The sequence below is a fragment of the Flectobacillus roseus genome, assembly GCF_030056595.1.
GTDB classification, from domain to species: Bacteria; Bacteroidota; Bacteroidia; order Cytophagales; family Spirosomataceae; genus Flectobacillus; species Flectobacillus roseus.
In genome coordinates this window covers 166,434-186,059 of the sequence record NZ_JASHIF010000002.1, presented here as the reverse complement: position 1 = coordinate 186,059, position 19,626 = coordinate 166,434, and the positions used below count along the sequence as shown (strand labels likewise).

Annotated in this window: 13 protein-coding genes; 6 read left to right on the top strand and 7 right to left on the bottom strand. The window is 36.7% G+C overall.

What is annotated here, in order from left to right; all coding sequences use genetic code 11:
- Positions 1 to 148: 148 nt before the first annotated feature.
- Both QM524_RS00920 and QM524_RS00915 read right to left on the bottom strand, forming a co-directional pair.
- The gene (locus tag QM524_RS00920; protein WP_283343070.1) at positions 149 to 1,732 is read right to left on the bottom strand and encodes a SusD/RagB family nutrient-binding outer membrane lipoprotein; all 1,584 of its coding nucleotides are present in this window, start codon (positions 1,730 to 1,732) and stop codon (positions 149 to 151) included.
- Positions 1,733 to 1,759: 27 nt separating this feature from the next.
- On the bottom strand, positions 1,760 to 4,843 hold the full coding sequence (locus QM524_RS00915) for a SusC/RagA family TonB-linked outer membrane protein (protein ID WP_283343069.1): 3,084 nt from the start codon (positions 4,841 to 4,843) through the stop codon (positions 1,760 to 1,762).
- Positions 4,844 to 5,682: 839 nt separating this feature from the next.
- Between QM524_RS00915 and QM524_RS00910 the strand changes: the two genes are divergently transcribed.
- Both QM524_RS00910 and QM524_RS00905 read left to right on the top strand, forming a co-directional pair.
- On the top strand, positions 5,683 to 6,918 hold the full coding sequence (locus QM524_RS00910) for an ROK family protein (protein ID WP_283343068.1): 1,236 nt from the start codon (positions 5,683 to 5,685) through the stop codon (positions 6,916 to 6,918).
- Positions 6,919 to 7,126: 208 nt separating this feature from the next.
- Positions 7,127 to 8,257 carry a hypothetical protein gene (locus QM524_RS00905; protein ID WP_283343067.1) on the top strand — a complete coding sequence of 377 codons (1,131 nt, stop codon included), beginning with the start codon at positions 7,127 to 7,129 and terminating at the stop codon, positions 8,255 to 8,257.
- A 66-nt stretch (positions 8,258 to 8,323) separates the two neighbouring features.
- On the opposite strand, the gene QM524_RS00900 is transcribed toward QM524_RS00905, so the two are convergent.
- Genes QM524_RS00900 through QM524_RS00890 form a run of 3 tightly spaced genes read right to left on the bottom strand, consistent with a single transcriptional unit; the run spans position 8,324 to position 10,077 of the window.
- Entirely contained in the window at positions 8,324 to 9,013 is a 690-nt protein-coding gene (locus tag QM524_RS00900) for a cyclase family protein (RefSeq protein ID WP_283343066.1), read from the bottom strand.
- Positions 9,013 to 9,183, bottom strand: coding sequence for an FAD-linked oxidase C-terminal domain-containing protein (locus QM524_RS00895; protein WP_283343065.1), 171 nt, complete (start codon positions 9,181 to 9,183; stop codon positions 9,013 to 9,015). The genes QM524_RS00900 and QM524_RS00895 overlap by 1 nt, the downstream gene beginning before the upstream one ends.
- 30 nt (positions 9,184 to 9,213) lie before the next feature.
- The gene (locus QM524_RS00890; protein ID WP_283343064.1) at positions 9,214 to 10,077 is read right to left on the bottom strand and encodes a leucine-rich repeat domain-containing protein; all 864 of its coding nucleotides are present in this window, start codon (positions 10,075 to 10,077) and stop codon (positions 9,214 to 9,216) included.
- Positions 10,078 to 11,067: 990 nt separating this feature from the next.
- On the opposite strand from QM524_RS00890, the gene QM524_RS00885 reads away from it, so the two are divergent.
- The 3 genes from QM524_RS00885 to QM524_RS00875 all read left to right on the top strand — a co-directional run bounded on the left by QM524_RS00885 (position 11,068) and on the right by QM524_RS00875 (position 14,325).
- Positions 11,068 to 11,802: a DUF4290 domain-containing protein gene (locus tag QM524_RS00885; protein WP_283343063.1), complete on the top strand. Its 735-nt coding sequence runs from the start codon at positions 11,068 to 11,070 to the stop codon at positions 11,800 to 11,802.
- Between the two features lie 84 nt (positions 11,803 to 11,886).
- On the top strand, positions 11,887 to 13,194 hold the full coding sequence (gene murA / locus QM524_RS00880) for a UDP-N-acetylglucosamine 1-carboxyvinyltransferase (protein WP_095167217.1): 1,308 nt from the start codon (positions 11,887 to 11,889) through the stop codon (positions 13,192 to 13,194).
- A 159-nt stretch (positions 13,195 to 13,353) separates the two neighbouring features.
- The gene (locus QM524_RS00875; protein ID WP_283343062.1) at positions 13,354 to 14,325 is read left to right on the top strand and encodes a hypothetical protein; all 972 of its coding nucleotides are present in this window, start codon (positions 13,354 to 13,356) and stop codon (positions 14,323 to 14,325) included.
- Between the two features lie 69 nt (positions 14,326 to 14,394).
- Here the strand turns inward: QM524_RS00875 and QM524_RS00870 are convergent, their stop codons facing one another.
- Positions 14,395 to 17,331, bottom strand: a complete 2,937-nt coding sequence (locus QM524_RS00870; protein WP_283343061.1) for a ligand-binding sensor domain-containing protein — start codon at positions 17,329 to 17,331, stop codon at positions 14,395 to 14,397.
- 298 nt (positions 17,332 to 17,629) lie between these two features.
- Between QM524_RS00870 and QM524_RS00865 the strand changes: the two genes are divergently transcribed.
- Positions 17,630 to 18,079 carry a methylglyoxal synthase gene (locus tag QM524_RS00865; protein ID WP_095167210.1) on the top strand — a complete coding sequence of 150 codons (450 nt, stop codon included), beginning with the start codon at positions 17,630 to 17,632 and terminating at the stop codon, positions 18,077 to 18,079.
- Between the two features lie 72 nt (positions 18,080 to 18,151).
- Here QM524_RS00865 and QM524_RS00860 read toward each other — a convergent pair whose 3' ends face one another.
- The gene (locus QM524_RS00860) at positions 18,152 to 19,564 is read right to left on the bottom strand and encodes a PQQ-dependent sugar dehydrogenase (protein ID WP_283343060.1); all 1,413 of its coding nucleotides are present in this window, start codon (positions 19,562 to 19,564) and stop codon (positions 18,152 to 18,154) included.
- Positions 19,565 to 19,626 lie beyond the last annotated feature (62 nt).

The following is a 19,626-nucleotide window of genomic DNA, read 5'->3' as shown; positions in this document are numbered from 1 at the left end:
AAATGCCTCTTTGAGGGAGGCATTTTGAATATAATTTCAAGAAAAACTAAGCTGTACACTAAAAGTATTTTACACGTTATTACTATTCTTTAAACTATAAGTTAAAAGAAAACAGGCACAGAAAATATGTGCCTGTTTGGGTAATAGATTATTGTTTATCCCACCACATACGAGTAGTAAATAAATCAGCACCTTGTTGAGCCACTGCTGCATTGTAGTTAGCAGCATTTTTAGATGACTCTGACTGAGGGTATTTCAAACGACGTGGAATAACACCACCTGTTTCGTTACCAGGGTAGTTTGTTGGAGTCAACACAGGGTATCCAGTACGTCTCCAGTTAGCATACGCCTCATAAGAGTTTAGGAAGTTAACTGCCCAATACTGAGTATGAATCTGTTCCATCTGAGTATTTGTTGTTGTAGCGTTGTAAGGGCGAGCAGTCAAATAAGCTGTGATCGCAGCATCAGAGATAGTTGCTCCGTACAAGCTAAACATTTTCATAGCAGCAGTTACACCTTTGTTGTAATGGGCAGCAGCTTGACCATCACCCCAACCACGAAGAGCAGCTTCAGCTAACAATAATTCCACTTCAGCATAAGTTTGGAATATTGTTGGAGCGGCATTGCTAGCTACATAGTTCAAGTTAGCCTCTGAATATTCAGCCAATGAATTGTCGTTCCAAGTTGTGATAAGGTTTTTGATGGTTGTATTATCATAACCATTTGGTAGACCTTTTTGTACTGCTGGAGCAGAAGCTGTTGCTAATTGAGTAGCATCAGCGTTTCCTTGCCATAAAGTAGCAAAATATGGTAAACGAGGGTCATTGTTGTTTTTCAAGAAATCAACAAATGTTTTACTCAATTTACTGTTTGCTTTACCTTTCAAGTTCGCAGCGTCATACTCTTGAGTTTTCAACGTATTGCCATCCAAGTTACGGTTGTTATCATTAGTATCTTGGTGATTGATTTTTGCAATATCATCGTTGCTTTGCATTACACCACCAGCGATTGCCTTCTTCACCCAAGTTTGAGCTGAGTTAGCATCCACTTTAGTTAAACGCATACCTAAACGCAACATCAATGAGTTTGCAAAACGTTTCCATTTTGCAACATCTCCACCATAAACAGCATCAGCAGTTCCATAAGTAGCTTTTGTTGCATCTAAAGCACCACCAGCTTGCTCTAACTCTTTCAACAAGTCAGCATAAATATCTGCTTGTTTGTCATATTTAGGAGCATACAAGTTCGACAAATAACCTTTTCCTGCCTCCGAGTATGGAATATCACCATAAAGGTCAGTCATGCGGCTATAGATATAAGCACGCCAGATACGAGCTACATTGTATTTGTTTGACAATGCTGTATTGTCTTTCGTCAACGAAATAATTTGCTCAATTTCCTTTACTTGGTTTTGGTAACCTGTATCAAAGTAAGCACTGTAATACTCCACGTTTGAGAGGTATTTATCTCCTGACCAATAAGTATTTAATGAAGCAAAATGCTGAACCATTGCGCCACAATAAATCAAGTTAGCACGGTGGTTTTCATATCCTGTACCAGCAGTTTTTACAAGGTTATATGTAAAAAGGTTTTCTAAAACAGGGTCAGTAAGAGCATTTGGGTTTTTGTTCATATCTTCAAAACCCTTATCACATGATGTAGCTAACATTGTCGCTGCAGTGAGCATTCCTGTTAGCATTAATCCTCTTTTTTGTTTGATATATCTGATCATTATTTTCAAAAGATTTTAGTAAAAAGACTAGAATTTAGCTGACAAGTTCAAACCAAAACTACGAGTAGTTGGTACACCAAACATTTCCAAACCTTGAGCATTACCGTTGTTGTAAGTTGATTCAGGGTCAATGTTAGGAACATTGTTGAAAATCATCAACAAGTTACGAGCAACAAAGTTGATTGATAATGATTGGATTGGAGTCTTAGCCAAGAATGATTTTGGAACATTATAACCAAATGTCAATTGTCTCAACTTAGCAAAGTTGGCATTGTACACAAACTCATCAGTAATCGTAGTTGAAATACCAGTGAAGTAGTCTTGTGCAGAGATAGTCTTAGTAAATGGAGCACCGTTTTGGTCAACACCTGTTACTGTAACACCTGTTTCACGAACGTTGTTAGCAACAGTACGTTGAGTCAAACCGTAACGAGTAGCAAACGCGTTTGTAGCTGAGTATAAAGAAGCTCCGAATTTAGCATCAATCAAGAAACTGAAATTGAAATTTTTGTAGCTAAATGTGTTTGTAATACCCATTGTTACTGGAGGAACACCTCTACCTAATGAAGTAAATTCACCTTGTACTGGTAGGCCTGTGTCTTTGTTGTACACGGTGTTACCATTTGCGTCTTTCTTAGCACGGTAACCTGCAATCATACCAAATGCTTGTCCTTCGAAGTGATAGATATACGCATTACGAGTTCTTGACTCATCCATTGAAAGTGTAGTCAAACCATCTGCAATTTTAATAACCTTGTTGTCATTGTATGCAAAGTTGTAACTAACATCCCATTTCAAGTTAGACGTTTTAACAGGAGTTCCTGTCAATAAAACCTCAATACCTTTGTTTTCTACGCGACCTACGTTCAATAATACATCCGAATAACCACTTGCAGATGAAACAGAAGCTCTAACAGCATCGTTTTCAGTTACACGATTGTACAATGTCAAATCTAAACCTAAACGATTATCAAGAGTTTTTAAGTCAAAACCTAATTCAGTTGTAGTTGTAGTGTTAGGCTTCAATTGAGAGTTAGGAATTGTACTTGTACCAATATTCATCAATGGATATCCCATGTATGGGTTTGACTGCAATGTGTATGGTAGGTTCAAGGCATAAGCACCAGGGTAACCACCACCTACAGTAGCGTAAGAAGCACGTACTTTACCATAAGTCAACCAATTTGGACGAGAAGCCAAGGCATCTGAGAATACAAAACCAGTACTTACCGCTGGATAGAAAATGCTGTTGTTAGCAGGGTTCAAAGTAGAGAACCAGTCTTGACGACCTGTTAATGTTAAGAACAACAAATTTTTGTACGATAAGTCAGCCGAACCATAAACTGAGTTTACAGCAATTTTAGAATAGTCATAGTTCCAGTTACTTGAAATCAAGTTACTTGGGAAATAGTTGAATGGAACGTTAAATTGGCTACCGCTAATACCTGTTCCTTCGTTTACTTTAGACATTTGGTTACCACCAACAAATGCATTTACAGAATAATCACCAATTTCTTTTGTATATCCGATGATCAACTCAGCGTTAGTTTCAGTGATTTTACGCTCACTTTGACTTAAGCTACCACGTGTGCTATAAGCAATACCTGTTGGTTCAATTTGCCAGAATTTCAATTGGTTGTAGTCAGTACCCAAACGAGCTTTTGCATACAAGTTATCAGTCAAATTATAACGTAAGTTGAATGATCCCATGAAACGGTTACGATCATCTGTATTCTTTACGTAGTTAGTAGCAAAATACGGGTTTTGAGCATAAACGTTATCATTCCAAAGAGATTCATAACCACGGCTATCTACACCTGGAGCCAAAGTACGAATGTCAATACTTGTAGCCAACAACTGAGCTGCAACGTTAGGGTTTTTAGGAGTATCAGACAAGAAAGAACGGTTTTCACCATTTTCTACGTTATACTGAACAACACTTTGGAAAGTTAATTTTTTCGCAAGTGTACCATTTGTAGCCAAGTTGAATGACTTACGGCTAAACGTTGAGTTAGGAACAACACTTTTCGAGTCAGCATTAGACATTGAAAAACGGAAGTTCAAATCTTGGTTACCACCCGAAATCGCTAATGTATTAGAGAAAGTACTACCTACGTTGTAGAAATTCTTAATATTATCTTTTTGAGCAACATAAGCGCGAGATACACCATCTGGTTGAATTACTGAAGAACCGTCTAATTTAGCACCCCAAGAAAGTCTACCAGCCGCAATTGCCTCGTCTTTAGTCGTAGGCTTAGCACCTCTAGTACCTGAACCATACAAATACTGATAGTCAGAAAGTTTCAATGGAGTTTCTGCTGTAAATGTCGAGTTAAAATCAACACCTAAACCTTTTTGTCCTTTACCACTTTTTGTTGTAATCAAAATTACACCACTACCTGCACGGAAACCATAAAGTGCAGCAGAAGCACCACCTTTCAAAACTGTTACAGACTCGATATCATCAGGGTTGATAGAGTTCAAACCATCCCCTGTATCGAAACCACCCCACATACCTGCCGAGTTAACGTTAGTATTATCCATCGGAACACCGTTGATAACATACAATGGTTGGTTATTACCACCCAACGAACCATTACCACGGATAATTACACGGCTAGAACCACCAGGACCCGTTGCGGTACTTGTAGCGTTCACCCCAGCGATTTTACCAGAAAGAGCATTACCTAAGTTAAGTTCGCGAGCCTGAGTAAACTCTCCGCCCTTCAACTCTGTAACCGCATAACCTAGCGCTTTTTTGTCTTTTTGAACACCTAAGGCCGTTACAACCACTTCTTGTAGGTTTTCAACTGTAGCCTCTAATGTTACATCTACTACTGCACGGTCACCTACAGCTACCTCCTGTGTAGCAAAACCTAATGATCTAAAAATCAATACACCGCCTTTAGGTACGTTAATAGAATAACTACCAACTGCATCAGATACTGTACCTTTTGAAGTACCTTTAATCAGAATATTAACCCCTGCTAAAGGTGTATTGTTACTATCAGTTACTTTACCTTTTATTGGGCCTTGAGCAAAGATAGTTTGCCAAGAAAGGAACAGTAATGCAGTAAATAAGAGAGTAAATTTACTTTTGCATGCTTTCATTTTTATGAACTGTTTCAGTGAAAAAATTGAATTGGATGTTAATGTGAATGATAATAAGGGATACTTTTCCCTAAGGGGGATTGGTGGCAAATAATGCTTTTTTCATGGATGGTTAAGAATAGTATAACGTGGAAAATTGGGATTATATAATTATTAAAAAAATGCTGAATCAAATTTACTTAAACTCAAAATAATACAGGTATTTCATTTAATATCTCAATAAGTATGCGATATTAGTAAATTATTTTAATAATTAGTACAAAAAAAAACGTTTGTATACCAAAGAGGAATTTTACGTACTCAATTCACATTCAAAATATTCATGAATTAAAAATAACGAAAACAAAATATAATTTGCAAATTTTATTGTAATATTACATATAATTTTAAAATATTAAAACAAAACCCTATATAATTCGAGTAAAAGTACTTAACATTTTTTTTAAAATATATTAATATAGTAAGTATTTTCTACAAAAGCCGACAGACCCCACAAGTTTTTTTGAGATTAAATCATATACTTGTTGCTGAAAATATTAATTTTTCTTTTTTTTGTGGTATTGTAGACTGAACCAGTAGAAAATATCAGCTCATTTAGTAATATTTATTCAGGATTGACTTTACTCATTTTTGAATAACAGCACGGTAGGTAATTTTTCAAGTGTCTTCCCAGATACTATATCTTGATTAACTTATATACTAAGCTCCACTGATCAGAAAGCCTATCAAACTATTTATAAAAAATGTAAACCTTTTAGAACTGTTTAACGAAGTCTATGTTGGTCGAGTAATAGTCAGTCTACTCATAACCACATACTTGAATTCTTATCCCTGAATATATGTCTGATTTGTACAAATCTGCTCCGGATAGCGAAATCGTCGAGAGAGAGTCAATTGTTGATTTAAAGAAAAACAAACTAAAAAAGAAACTTTTACAACACCTTTATAATGGTGGTAATTTTACCATTGCCCAGTTGACCAAACAGCTACACACCAGTGTTCCTTCTGTCACAGCATTGGTCGAAGAGCTTATCAATGAAAAGTGGGTAATTGAAGTTGGTATTGCAGAGGTTCAACTAGGACGTAAACCTACTCTGTATAGCCTAAACCCCTACGAACGTTTTGTTTTAGCACTGGATATTAACACCTATCAATCGAAAGCTTATATACTTAATCTTCAAAACAAGGTAATGTACAGCGATGACATTCCTGTTTGCATTGATGGCGATAGTCCTATCGCTGACCAATTAATTAGAGCCGTTGAGAAATTTCTAGCCATTTCTGCCTACAGAGTTGAACATTTTGTGGGTATCAGTGTGTCTATGCCGGGCTTGATTAACCCTCGTACAGGCCTCAACTACACGTACCCACATGTAGTAGCTGATGGAGGAAGTTTAGTCTATCTCATGAAAAGTGCGCTGCATTTACCAGTATTTATCATCAACGATACACAAGCTATTACCTTGGGCGAACACCATTTTGGACTCGCTAAAGACATGCAACATGCCATTACTGTAAATATGGACTGGGGTGGTGTAGGTTTTGGGGTGCTTGTCAATGGACAGGTTCTACAAGGAGAATCTGGCTTTGCTGGTGAATTAGGGCATATTCAGGTGCGACCAGACGGAGAGCTTTGTCATTGCGGCAAAGTAGGTTGCTTAGATACCGTTACAAAGGCGTCATACCTTATCAAACGTATCAAGGAATTATTGAAAGAAGGACGTGTTTCGCAATTAGCGAATAAAAATATTGACCAAATCGATATCGAAATGGTAATTGAAGTTGCCAATCGTGGTGATGGGCTTGCGATTGACTTACTCCATGATATTGGCAAAGAAATGGGAAAAGGTCTGGCTATTGCAGTACACTTGCTCAATCCCAAAAGCATTATTATCAATGGTGCTTTAGCCAAAGCTGGCAAATTTATCAGTAATCCAATCGAACAAGCGATTTACAAATACTGTTTGGCTGATTACAAAGAAAATTTGAGTATTGTCATATCTGAGCTCGGCGAATCTGCCAAAGTGTTGGGTCTACAAGCTTATGCGCTCAACAAGGTACTGGCAGAAGATTAATCATTGACAAATTATTTGATATTACAAACTCTCATCTGATAGTCACAAACGACTTTTGATGAGAGTTTTTTATTTGATCAAAATCATTTTGGTAAAATCAAACACTCCTTACATTTTCTCTAAATCTACCTACATACAATTTGGATAACCTCAAAGATTTATTTGCCATAGTTTAGCGGAACAAAAACAATAATTCAAACAATCCGCTATGAAAAAACCATTTGTCTCTCTTTTCTGCCTAGGCATTACTATAGGACTTTCAAGCAGTCAGATCAATGCCCAAGGTTTTTTACAAAAACTTAAGGAAAAAGCTGAATCCGTAGCAGGAGGAAGTGGTACTGGTGCCAAGCCTAGCAAAGCACTCTATGAAAAACAAAAGGAAGATGCCTCTAAAAATGTCCTTGAGGCAAAAGGTATTACCAAAGATCCTTACGGACTTGCTGGTATTTACTACACGCGTGAGCTATTTGTGTGTGGCAAAGAAGAAGGAAAACCAGACAAAGCCATTGGAAAGTTTTTAGTGAGTTTTGAGAAGGAGGCAAATGCTGTAAAAGTAAAACTAACGCCAAGTTATGGTATCGAAGAAAATGTACCTTCTTTGATTATTGGTCGCAATGATTTTCCTGCAGACCTTGTACTTAAAATTAGTTCGGCTATCAAACAGCCACGATTTGACGCTACCATTGGCAATTCAGCATTTTATGGTTTTTATGCAAAACAGAAAGTGGTCAAAGACGGAGAGTATGTAAAGGAATCAAAAGAAACCTTGAAAGATGCTTCCAATCTGCATTTGGTATTAATCGAACCCGGTTTGATTTTAATAACGCCAGGCAGTGGACTTTACTACATTCCCAAATGTGGTCGTGATGCAAGTGATGTAAAAAGTGAAAAAATGGATCCAGTTATGGTTCTTTATGCAAAAAATAAAGAATCAAAGGCTCTTTCTTTAACCGACGAACAACTTTATGATATGCTAATTACCCACCAAAAGGCTTATCAACAAAGAGATGATTTAAAAATTGACGGTCAAAAAGAGGCCTACAAAGCTATTGATGAGGCTAATGCATCGCTTTTTAATGGTTCGAGAAATAGTAGTTCAAGCTCGTCGAAAAGTAGTAGCTCGAGCGATAAAACTTTCAAAGTTGAATTACAAAATTTAACAGGTGAAGATGTGTACTACACGGTCAATGGTATGAGCAATACGCTGAAACGAATTGGAAACAAAATGATTGAGGGTATTTATGTGAAAGTTGGTGCATCAATTGTTACAAAATCTGGAAGAGTGATAGCCACTATCACAGAAAGCACTAAACCAAGCACAAGATTTAAAATTGAGTAAAACGATCTACATTGATGTCGCCGAAATAACTGTAGTAGTAATTTCGGTGACATCTTTTTAATTAAATTACTCAAACACTGCCACCGCTCGTACAGGCGACCCCGTTCCTCCTCTGATTTTAAATGGCAAAGCAATGAATCTAAAGCGTCCACGTCCGATTAGTTGATAAAGATTCACCATATTTTCATAATGCGTAAAGCCCATTTTTCCACAGATATAATGTACCTCTTTATTGCTTATTTTGGGTATCCCCGGTGAAAGAGTTTCTACGCCAAAGGCAGATATTTGCTTCTCCCCTAACCATTGTGTTGCCTCCGCAGTCAATCCCGGTCCTTTGTTCCAATTTTCTGTAGCAAAATGTTCTCTAAAATGATTGGTGTACAGCAATACAGTATCTCCTTTTTTGATATCAAGGCTAGCTTTTTCGCAAGCTTTTTGTAAATCTTCTGAAGTAATGAATTCTTGCAGCCCTTTGTGACTCAAATCCAAGCAAATACCTTCAGTGTAAAACATAGATAAAGGCATAGTGTCTATCGACTGTCCTGCAAATTCTCTACCCATGTGATTAAGTGCATCGACATGTGTACCTGTGTGCTCACTCATAGCTAATTTGTAAACACTAGGAGTTTGAGTTTCAGCATCAACCAATCCATCCCACTGCTCATGGGTAGCATGAATTTCCATTTTTACGGCTGGTAAGCTATGAAAAACCGACATCCCATCGAATATTTCTTGGCTCAAATCAATTATTTCCATTATTCAAATATTTTTCCTCTATTCAATATTCCTTTGGGGTCTAGAGCAGCTTTCAAGGTTTTCATCAATGTTATTTCTTCTTGACTTCGACTTAAATGTAACCACATCTTTTTCTCTAAACCAACACCATGTTCGGCAGTAATAGAGCCATCAATAGCCCTAATTGACATTTACAATGTATAAACCTATAGCAGAATCACTTATTCAGGAAGATATTCATAACCTTCCAATATCTCTTGTATGATTATTTGTTTTCCATTTTCCGAAAAAATTCTATTTTTTATTTTGCCAACAGGAATTGGATTTTCTGATAAAATAACCAGTTGTATCTTGGAGTCATAAAGTTTTGCAGGAATCTCTTTTATATGGTTTTTACCTAATCTTAATATCTCCAAATTATCAAGTTCAAGTAACATTTCTGGGATAAATTGTAGTTGGTTATTCGATAAATTTAAATGTTTTAAATTTTTAGCGCTTCTAATATTGTCTGGGAGTTTTTTAATTCGATTACTTATTAAAGATAAAACCTGCAAATTGGGATATTGAGAAAAAAAAGAACCATTTATTGAGGTGATTTTATTAAAATTAGCAATGATTTTCTTTATGCTCCTACTTCTAAATGAACAATCTGTTATACTATTGTTGTTTAGGATAATCGTTTCAAGATACTTCAAGCTTGAAATTTCAAATGGCACTTTTGATAAGTTATTATCACTGAGGTCAAGATATTTAAGGTGCTTAAGGTCTTTCAACCTAGAAGATACATACCTTAAATTATTATGCGATAGTATCAGGGTGTTCAACTTGGTCAATTTAATTATATCATTAGGAATTGACCGAATATCATTATTGTCTAAGTATAATACTTCCAAATGGGGAAATAAAAATACCTCTTGGGGTATTTTTTTATAAGATTTGGAGGGAAGATTCAATGTCTTAACTTTTGTGGGCTCTTTAATAGCATCCTCAATTGAATAAAATGTACTGTCCAAACCTTGACAATATAGTCTTAGGGGAAGGTTTAAAATGCAGCAAACTAGTAATACAAATTTAATTATTTTCATTTTGTTTGATCCTTTAAACTAGCTACCAATACTCATAATTATCTAATTCGCGAGTTGTCAATACTCCAAACTGGTCCACAAACTTAAGCTGTGTAATTTTGCCATTTGAATCCCTTTTGCTATTAGCAAAAATCACCTAATGTACTAATCCATCATTCATGTAATGACCAGAGGGAGAAAGCAACTAAGCACGTTTATTGAATTCAATAACTATTCCCAACATGGTATGATACAACATAAAGTTTCCATTTAGCCTTCAATAAATTTAAGTAATTATAGACATAGCAACTATCTTTTTGCGAGGATATCACAACTGAATCACCAACAGAAAAAAACTCATCATTTGAAACAATGAGTTCTGCTTTTTTCTGCTGAATTGTGCATAAATAAAATTCTAATGAATCTTGAGGATGATAATAGTCCATATTGGAACTTTTAACATCCAAAAAAAATCTAGACACACCATGACCTATGTTTTTTTGCACTTACATTTCCTGTAATCTCTAAATGGAGACTCTTTAGGTAATCTACTAACTCCCTATTCGTTTCAATAGCTTAATTACGAACAACTTTGATGAACAGTATAACGATTACTAGAAGTATTGTTATACTTAAAAATATCTATTTCATTTTTAATGCTTAATGTTGTTGTTGGGAATATCAATTCAAGAACGTTGCAAAGTTGGATGCGGTAATGAAAGTTATTTTTCAAAGAAATTAAAGTGGTTTTATCCTAGTCAATCATAATTTCTTTTTTAAGATAAAATAATAAATGCGAACGACTACCGCATATGCTATACCAATAATTGTGTTTGTTGTCAAAGTAAGTCGATTTGAGCATAGATATTTTCGTCTTTCATTCGAATTAAATATTTTTTATAGCAGCGAATTATTCCTATTTTTGCCATGAGTCAGAAAAGAAGAAAGCGTAGGCGTTTTCTTTGCCTATTGTAGGCATAACGCTTCTTCATTCATTCACTCAATAGCACAATGAAAGAATACGGCACAAACGTCCAGAAATTAGTTGATTATATATTATCGGTTCAAGACAAAGAAAAGCGTACCAAATATGCTTACTTGCTTGTCGAACTGATGCGTCAAGTACATCCGAATATGCGTGATAATCAGGATTATTCCAACAAACTGTGGGATGACTTGTATATTATGTCAAACTTCAAATTGGATGTCGACAGCCCCTTTCCTCCTCCATCGCCAGATGCCGTAGGAAAGCTACCAAAACAAGTACCATACAACGTAAACGAACTACGTTTTCGCTACTACGGTCGCAATGTTGAGTTGTTGATTAAGCGTGCTATCGCTGAAAGTAATGAAGAAGAAAAGCGTATTTTGGTAGCACACATCGCTCGATTAATGAAAACTTTTTACCAAAACTGGAACAAAGAAGTAGTCGACGATGAAGTTATTTGGGGGCATTTGTTAGAAATGTCAAATAATTTATTGGCTCCTGTGGTAGAAGGTATCTCTGGAAAATCTGCTTTAGGCAATTTGCGCAATGCACGCCCTGCTACCAGCAATAACAATTCTAGTAACGGCCGCAACAACAATAATAACAATAACAGCAATCGTAATTTCGGTGGTCGTAATAACAATCACCAAAACGAAAGAAACGATCGTAACGACCGTAATAATAATCGTAATTCGAACGGTCCACGCAACAACGACAATAGAAACAATCACAATAATCGTAACAACGGAAAACGATAGTGCTGTTGGCCTCAAACACAAATCAACAAAATAATAGACCATTAGGCTTAACGGGCGCATTATCCCTTAATTATAAAATAGTATATGGCATCATTTAAAGTAACAGGCGGTCGCCACCTAAAAGGCGAGATTATCCCTCAGGGAGCCAAAAACGAAGCTTTGCAAATCTTGTGTGCGGTGGTTTTGACCAAAGAACCCGTTACCATTCACAACATTCCTAACATCCGTGACGTAAATCAATTGATTGAGTTATTGGGCGATATGGGTGTTCGTTGCACACGTTTGAGTGATTCTTCTATCAAGTTTGATGCCTCAGAAGTAAACCTTGATTATCTAAATTCAGAAACATATAAGCGTAAAGCAGCGGCTTTGAGAGGCTCAGTAATGTTATTGGGACCAACTTTGGCTCGCTTTAAAAAAGGTAGAATTCCTTCTCCAGGTGGTGACAAAATCGGTCGTCGTCGTTTGGATACTCACTTTCATGGCTTCATGAAATTGGGTGCAAAATTCAATTACAGTCAAGAAGATGGTGGTATTTATGAAGTAGATGCCTCGCATTTGCAAGGTGCCTATATGTTGCTCGACGAAGCATCGGTAACAGGTACAGCCAACATCGTAATGGCTGCTGTATTGGCAGAAGGTACAACCACTATTTACAACGCTGCTTGTGAGCCTTATTTGCAACAGTTGTGTAAAATGTTGAACCGCATGGGAGCTAAAATCTCAGGGGTAGGTTCAAACTTATTAACTATCGAAGGTGTATCAGAATTACATGGAACAGAGCATACTATGCTTCCAGACATGATTGAAATTGGTTCATTCATTGGTTTGGCGGCTATGACTCAATCAGAAATTACCATCAAAAATTGTTCAATTCCTGATTTGGGGATTATGCCACAGGTATTCCAAAAATTAGGTATCAAATTGGAATTCAGAGGAGATGATATTTTTGTACCAGCACAAGACCACTATGAATTAGAAACATTCATCGATGGTTCAATGTTAACTGTATCAGACCACCCTTGGCCTGGCTTTACTCCAGACTTGTTGAGTATTGTATTGGTAACAGCGATTCAAGCCAAAGGAACGGTATTGATTCACCAAAAAATGTTTGAAAGCCGTTTATTCTTCGTGGATAAATTGATTGAAATGGGTGCTCAAATCATTCTTTGTGACCCACACCGTGCTACGGTTGTTGGTTTGAATCGTCAACAACAATTACGTGGAATCCGTATGACATCGCCAGATATTCGTGCAGGGGTTTCGTTATTGATTGCAGCACTTTCAGCTAAAGGAACATCGATTATCGAAAATATTGAGCAGATTGACCGTGGTTATCAAAATATTGATACACGTCTTAATGCAATTGGCGCCGAGATTGTTCGTTTATAGAATAGTACAAAGGCCCAGTGTTAAAACACTTCAGCGATTCATGGTGCTGAAGTGTTTTTTTTTGTCCTAAAAATAAAGGTCTGACCCTAGAGGTTTTCATGATTGTTTAATCGGCTAATTCGCTATCTTTAAGAGATAAATATTTAACATACCACATTCATGAACATCAAACAAAAAACATTGCTTTATCTCATTGGGATTCCAGTGGCGTATGCTCTTACACTACGATTGCTCTACAAAATCCCGAGTCTGGAAGGAATTTTTACGTTAATGTCTATCAGTTTTTTGTTTTTTGTTCCCTTTATCGTGGGGACATTGACTACCTATTTAGCCTCAGAAAATTTCACAAATACCAAATTAAAAGCAGCCTTTCTTCCTTGGATACCAATATTGATTTTCTTCTTTGTCACATTTTTATTTGCTATTGAAGGCTGGCCTTGCCTGTTGATGATAGCCCCAATTTTTTTAATCTCAGCTTCAATTGGAGGGTCATTTGGAGTTAAGTTGAAAAAAAGAGATAAGAAGACACGTCTACAACTATCAGCTTTGACAGTCCTTCCCTTTCTTATATCTCCAGTCGAGCAAATGATTGGTGCACATACTTCTGAATACAAAGCATATACTTATATCGACATAAAGGCGCCAGCAGAGAAGATTTGGAGTAATGTAACCAGAGTTAGAGAAATTTCAGAAAAAGAAGACCAAGGTTATCTCACGCATTTGCTCAATTTTCCTCGTCCTGTCAAAGCCGAGCTCAATTATGAAGGTGTTGGAGCGTATCGTGCTGCCATATTTACGAATGGACTCGTTTTCCACGAAACTGTAACAGAATATATTCCTCTCAAAAAAATGTCATTTACCATCAAAGCGCTTCCTCACGAAATTCCACTTACTACGATGGATGAGCATTTAGTGGTTGGAGGAAAATATTTTGATGTGCTCAACGGCACTTACGAACTCGAAAAGTTAGGTAATAATTCTTACCGACTTCACTTATTCAGTAATTTCAAACTAACGACCACTTTTAATTTCTATGCCAGTTGGTGGACAAAAAACATCATGAAAGATATTCAAAATAATATTCTTCAGATTGAAAAACAACGAGCTGAAGCCGACTCAGTGACTAAATAATATTCATTCTTCCTAGTTAAAGACTTAGTCTTTAATTAGGAAGATATCACGCGAAATCTCTCTATTTTTTCAAATTGGCAAATCAATCAAGAATAAACTTCCTGCCTTTGGGTTACTCTGAATATCAAGCTTTCCTTGGTATTTATTGACTCTTTCTCTGATATTTTGGATACCATTTCTATCCGTTTTTTGTTTGGTGTCAAATCCGACCCCATTGTCTTGAATCGAGAGAATGATTGATTTTTTCTGAATCATAATCTTTATACTCGCTTCGGTACATTGACTATGCTTGGCGATATTATTGACGGTTTCTTTGAAAATCAAATAGATGTCATGTCGTTTTTCCATGGGCAAAGCAATACCGCTCAAGTCCTCAGGAAGTTGTAATTGATAGTTGATATTCTTTGCCTCAAACAGCTCGCTGGCATAGCGTGTCATGCGAGAAAGTACATTTTCCAAACTATCATTTTGAGGTTTGATACTCCACACAATATCGTCTAATGCCTCCGAAATTCTTTTGGCATCTTCCGAAATACGCTCCACAAAACCTTTATTTTCGGGCTGTTCAATAAGTCTTTGTTTGAGAATATTGCTAATAATATTGATTCCACTGATAGTAGAGCCAACTTCATCATGCAAATCAGCAGATATCTTATTTCTCACGATATATATCTCTTTAATTTGCCTAATACGGTACAAATAAAAGCTATAAACAGCCCCCAGCACAAGAAATCCTACGAATATCTGAAACCACCAAGTTTGATAAAAATGAGGTTTAATTTCAAAATTAATCGCCAAAGGCACACTTGCCCAATTCCCTTGACTATCGCCTTGTTGTACTAATAATTCATATTGTTTTGGCGATAAATTCGAAAAGCTTATCATTTCAGCATTTCCATTATCTATCCAATTTTCATGAATATCAGCTAGTTTAAAACGAATGTGATTTTGCGAAGCTGATTTAAAGTTCAAAGGACTTAGTCTAATCGTTAAATTATTCTGCTGGGGCTCAAACACTAGCGATTCATGGGTATTGACCAATGTAGTATCGCCCAAAATTTCGATGGTAGAGATTTTTAAATTTGATTTAATCTGCTTTTGTTGAAGTCTTTCCAACTGCAGAATATTGAACTGATTCGTAAACCCAAGCCATAATTGGTTGGCAGAATTTAGGCTATAGCCATGTACCACATCATTTTCGGTCAAGCCATCTTTTTCGCAAAAATAAGACACCTGATTCTGTTTCCCTACCGAACATACCCCTTCGGTAGTACCCATCCAAATAGTACCTTTTTTATCCAACACAATCGAGTTACAATTCCCTCCTTTTAGTTTTAGATTTCCTGATGCTCCTGTCCGAATTATTTTCCCAGTCTCAGTATTCAGCACATTAAAACCGCCATATCCAGATACAGCAATGGTATTAGGCGCATTGTAAGCCAAGCTTAAATAATAATCGGTAACAAAATCGGTGTGCTTATTTTGATTTTCGGCTAAAACAAATTGTTTCTTTTGTATGTCAAAGTGAGCAATCCCAAAACCTTTAGGAAACCACGCCGAAAACCATAGATTTCCATCCTCCGTTTCGAGAATATCAGTAAAAACATTTTGCTGAAAAAAGTTTTGATAAGGGAGCTCTTTCCAAGGCTGAACTAACTGATGTGTCTGCCAATCATATACCTGAATCGCTCCCCATTCGGGTAAGCACCACAGTTGATGCTGCCTAGTCAGACATACCTTTTTGATATTGCTAGAAAAAGAAATAAGCTTTTCCCAAGACTTTTTCTCAAGGTTTAATCTAAAAATGGCTCTCTGAGTACAAGCCAAAAGATTTCCTTTATCATCCTTCAGAAGCTGATTGACTGGCGCGCCATCAGGAATAGCAAACATTTGAAAATCGTTATTTTTCTCATTCCATGATAACACCCCCGTATGCGAAAGTCCTAGCCAATTACGTTCTGAATTTTCATGAAAAAAGCAGATGACTTTTACTGGAAATGCCACCAGTTTTTTGGGCAAATCTACCTGTAGAAGCGTTGCATCTATGGCAAAATCATGCTTGAGAAGTCCTACCGAAGAGGCTAACCATGTGATTTGATTTTGGGTATCCAAATAACAATCCTTCATGGTAATCCCTTCTTCTCTAAGATTAGAAAAATCTATAAATGACTGCTCCTGAGCATTAAAAAGATACAAAGAACGGTCAGTGCCAAGCCAAAAATGCGATGGTAAATGAGCGGGTTTCAAAAACACAGGAACGTCAGACATAGAAGGAAGCTTGACGAAAGGACTAATCCGTTTTTGAGAGATTTCTAGTAAAAAAATACCTTCATTCGGCGTCGCAAACAAGGCAGAATCCTTGCTCAAAAATGCAATATCACTTACAGATTGATTTTTCAAAACCTTCCATAAACGTTTTGTCTGTGGGTCATAGCACTGTATTCCCCACTGGTTGGTAACCCAAACACGCCCTTGGGTATCCTCCTCAAAACGGCTTTTGAAGATATTAAACTGATAACTTGGCGTAATACGAAAAACTTTTAAATGCTTAGTTTGTGGTTCATAACACTTAATATTGTTAAAATCATTGGACCAAACTCGTCCTTGACTATCAGCATAAATATTTTCGTAATGGTCATTTTCGGGAAAAGCATCGTGGAGATTGGACGAGATTTCTTTCTGGATTTTTAAGGTTTTTTCATCAAGACTGAAAAGTCCATTAATGTTGGCAAACCAAATTTTTCCTTTATGATCCGAAGATAAACCGAAGAGCATTTCAGCTTGTGGGAAATGGGTAAAATGATAGCCATCGTAGCGACTAATACTTTGTTTGAAACCCAACCACAAAAATCCTTGGGCATCTTTGGTAATAAACTGAACCTCTTTGGACAATAACCCTTCCTTAATTCCTAGTCGCTCAAAACTAATCCCAGAGTTTTGAGAAAACAGTTGTGGAGTGGAAATGAGAATTAATAGCAAAAAAGTAAAGTATAATTTTCTGAGCATGTTGTGTAAGGTCTTTATCAAATCTAAACAAATGGCGTTGTGGTAATAATTATTCTGATTTACAGTTTGTTATCCGAATAATCAATTTTAAACAAAGAATTCGATTTTTGAGAACACTTCCAAAGCTTGTTCATGTTTTTGCGGTAAATTTTGAGTAAATGGAGTTTTTGAGTCTTTAGAGTGATTTATTCCCTTTTAAATATTCGGCTTACGCCATTATTTTTCACGAAACTTCAAGCAATTTCATCTATATTTAAGGCATAAAATTCTGACCTTAAAACAATCCTTTTTTACAATTATGTCTGAAAGAACCATTGCCACACGCAAACGTATTGCGCTGATTGCACACGACAACAAGAAAGCTGAACTAATCGATTGGGTATATTACAATAGAGGAGTTTTGTCGCGTCATGAGCTGTTTGCGACAGGTACAACAGGGAAATTAATTGAAGAAGCTATAGATCGACCTGTCAAGAAATTTTTGAGTGGTCCACTCGGCGGCGACCAGCAAATTGGTGCATTGGTAGCTGAAGGCAAAGTGGATGTGCTAATTTTCTTTTGGGATCCAATGGCATCTCAGCCTCACGATCCAGATATTAAAGCACTTTTACGCTTGGGGGTAGTTTGGAATATTCCAATGGCATGTAATCGTGCTACCGCCGATTTTATCTTGACTTCCAACCTTATTGCTGAAACCTACGAATCAGTACAAACTGATTATTCAGGATATTTGAATAGAAAGGTTTAAGATATGGTTCAAAACAGGGTGTGACTAATGCTACACCCTGTTTTGAATATAGTAATTTATGTAAAAATGCTCTTATTCATCCATTGGGGTAATTTTCAAAACTTGGTCTGGTGCATTCATAAGAAGATAAAGTGAGCCATCAGGTGCAAATTTTACATCTCTTATTCTACCATAGCCCTTCAAAAGAATTTCCTGCTCCAGCACTTGATCTCCGTCAATTACTAATCGTCTCAACTCCTGAAATGCCAAAGATCCTACGATGAGATTTCCTTTCCATTTTGGAAATTTGGCAGAAAAAGCAAAATCTATCGCACTCACCGCTATGGAAGGAGTCCATTGAGTTAGAGGTTTTTCAATACCTTCCTTTTCTGACTTATCAGAAATAATTTTTCCACTATAATCGACGCCATAAGTCACCAAAGGCCAACCGTAATTGGCTCCATTCTTTATGATATTCAATTCGTCACCACCTTTTGGTCCGTGCTCGGTGGCGTAGATAACATTAGTTTTAGGATGAATTGTTATGCCTTGCGCATTGCGATTTCCCCAAGCGTAAATTGACTGAATAAACTGCCGATTCCCAGAGAAAGGATTATCTTTGGGAATAGAGCCATCAGTATTGATACGGAAAACTTTACCTGATGGTCGAGTCAAAATCTGAGAATCCTCGCCCCGATTCATATCTCCAATCGTAAAAAACAAATGTCCTTTTTTATCCAAAGCCAAACGGCTTCCCCAGCGGGTTCCTCCTTTTACTTGTAATGAGTCATGAACCTGAAACAAGGTTTGTTCTTCCAGCCATTGATTCTCTCTAATTTTACCACGCACGATTTTAGTCATTCCAGCAGCCTTCGCGTCCAAGCTATTTTCTGAATTATGGCTTAAAGCTAAATAAACCCAACCATTTTTTGCATAATCTTGGTCAAGCGCAATATCCATATAGCCTCCTAATATACTTTGGGCATACGTTGGTGGCGTATTTTTTACGGAAGAATCACTCAGTTTTCCATTTTTCATCCATGTTAATTCACCCGATTTCTCAGAAATTAAAGCTGTGTGGTTGTCCACAAACTCAATCCCCCAAGGAGTGCTGAGACCTTTTGTTACTAAACGCTCTATTTTCAGTTTATAAAGATGTGTTTCAACTATAAAACTTTCTTCATACTGTTTTTCCTTTTTAGGTTTTTGCTGAGCATTTATAATAAAATCTGCAACTGATTCAATCTCTCTGGCATTCAAGGTATTTTCCCACTTAATCATTTCTGTAGTTGGAATCCCTTGGGTAATCGTTTTTATTAATGAAGCCTTATCACCTCCATGTTTCCATGAAGTTCTAATCAAGGCAGGTGCTGAGCTTCCTTGAAGTTCGGTACCGTGACAACCAGCGCAGTAGTTTTTATATAATTTATCGCCTGACTGTGCGAAAGCGGTCATGGACAATAAACTTAGGATAATATTGAGGGAAAGGAGATTGAATATTTTCATTAGATGAAGCGGTTTAGTTCAAAGGGCTAATCTATATAATTTGAAAAACATTCATTTGATGG

Excerpts from the sequence above, each read along its gene's own strand:
- murA (WP_095167217.1), top strand. The coding sequence starts at position 11,887 with ATGGCATCATTTAAAGTAACAGGCGGTCGCCACCTAAAAGGCGAGATT.
- QM524_RS00895 (WP_283343065.1), bottom strand. The coding sequence starts at position 9,183 with ATGTCAATTAGGGCTATTGATGGCTCTATTACTGCCGAACATGGTGTT.
- QM524_RS00870 (WP_283343061.1), bottom strand. The coding sequence starts at position 17,331 with ATGCTCAGAAAATTATACTTTACTTTTTTGCTATTAATTCTCATTTCC.
- QM524_RS00920 (WP_283343070.1), bottom strand. The coding sequence starts at position 1,732 with ATGATCAGATATATCAAACAAAAAAGAGGATTAATGCTAACAGGAATG.
- QM524_RS00915 (WP_283343069.1), bottom strand. The coding sequence starts at position 4,843 with ATGAAAGCATGCAAAAGTAAATTTACTCTCTTATTTACTGCATTACTG.
- QM524_RS00860 (WP_283343060.1), bottom strand. The coding sequence starts at position 19,564 with ATGAAAATATTCAATCTCCTTTCCCTCAATATTATCCTAAGTTTATTG.
- QM524_RS00910 (WP_283343068.1), top strand. The coding sequence starts at position 5,683 with ATGTCTGATTTGTACAAATCTGCTCCGGATAGCGAAATCGTCGAGAGA.
- QM524_RS00885 (WP_283343063.1), top strand. The coding sequence starts at position 11,068 with ATGAAAGAATACGGCACAAACGTCCAGAAATTAGTTGATTATATATTA.
- QM524_RS00890 (WP_283343064.1), bottom strand. The coding sequence starts at position 10,077 with ATGAAAATAATTAAATTTGTATTACTAGTTTGCTGCATTTTAAACCTT.
- QM524_RS00905 (WP_283343067.1), top strand. The coding sequence starts at position 7,127 with ATGAAAAAACCATTTGTCTCTCTTTTCTGCCTAGGCATTACTATAGGA.
- QM524_RS00865 (WP_095167210.1), top strand. The coding sequence starts at position 17,630 with ATGTCTGAAAGAACCATTGCCACACGCAAACGTATTGCGCTGATTGCA.
- QM524_RS00875 (WP_283343062.1), top strand. The coding sequence starts at position 13,354 with ATGAACATCAAACAAAAAACATTGCTTTATCTCATTGGGATTCCAGTG.
- QM524_RS00900 (WP_283343066.1), bottom strand. The coding sequence starts at position 9,013 with ATGGAAATAATTGATTTGAGCCAAGAAATATTCGATGGGATGTCGGTT.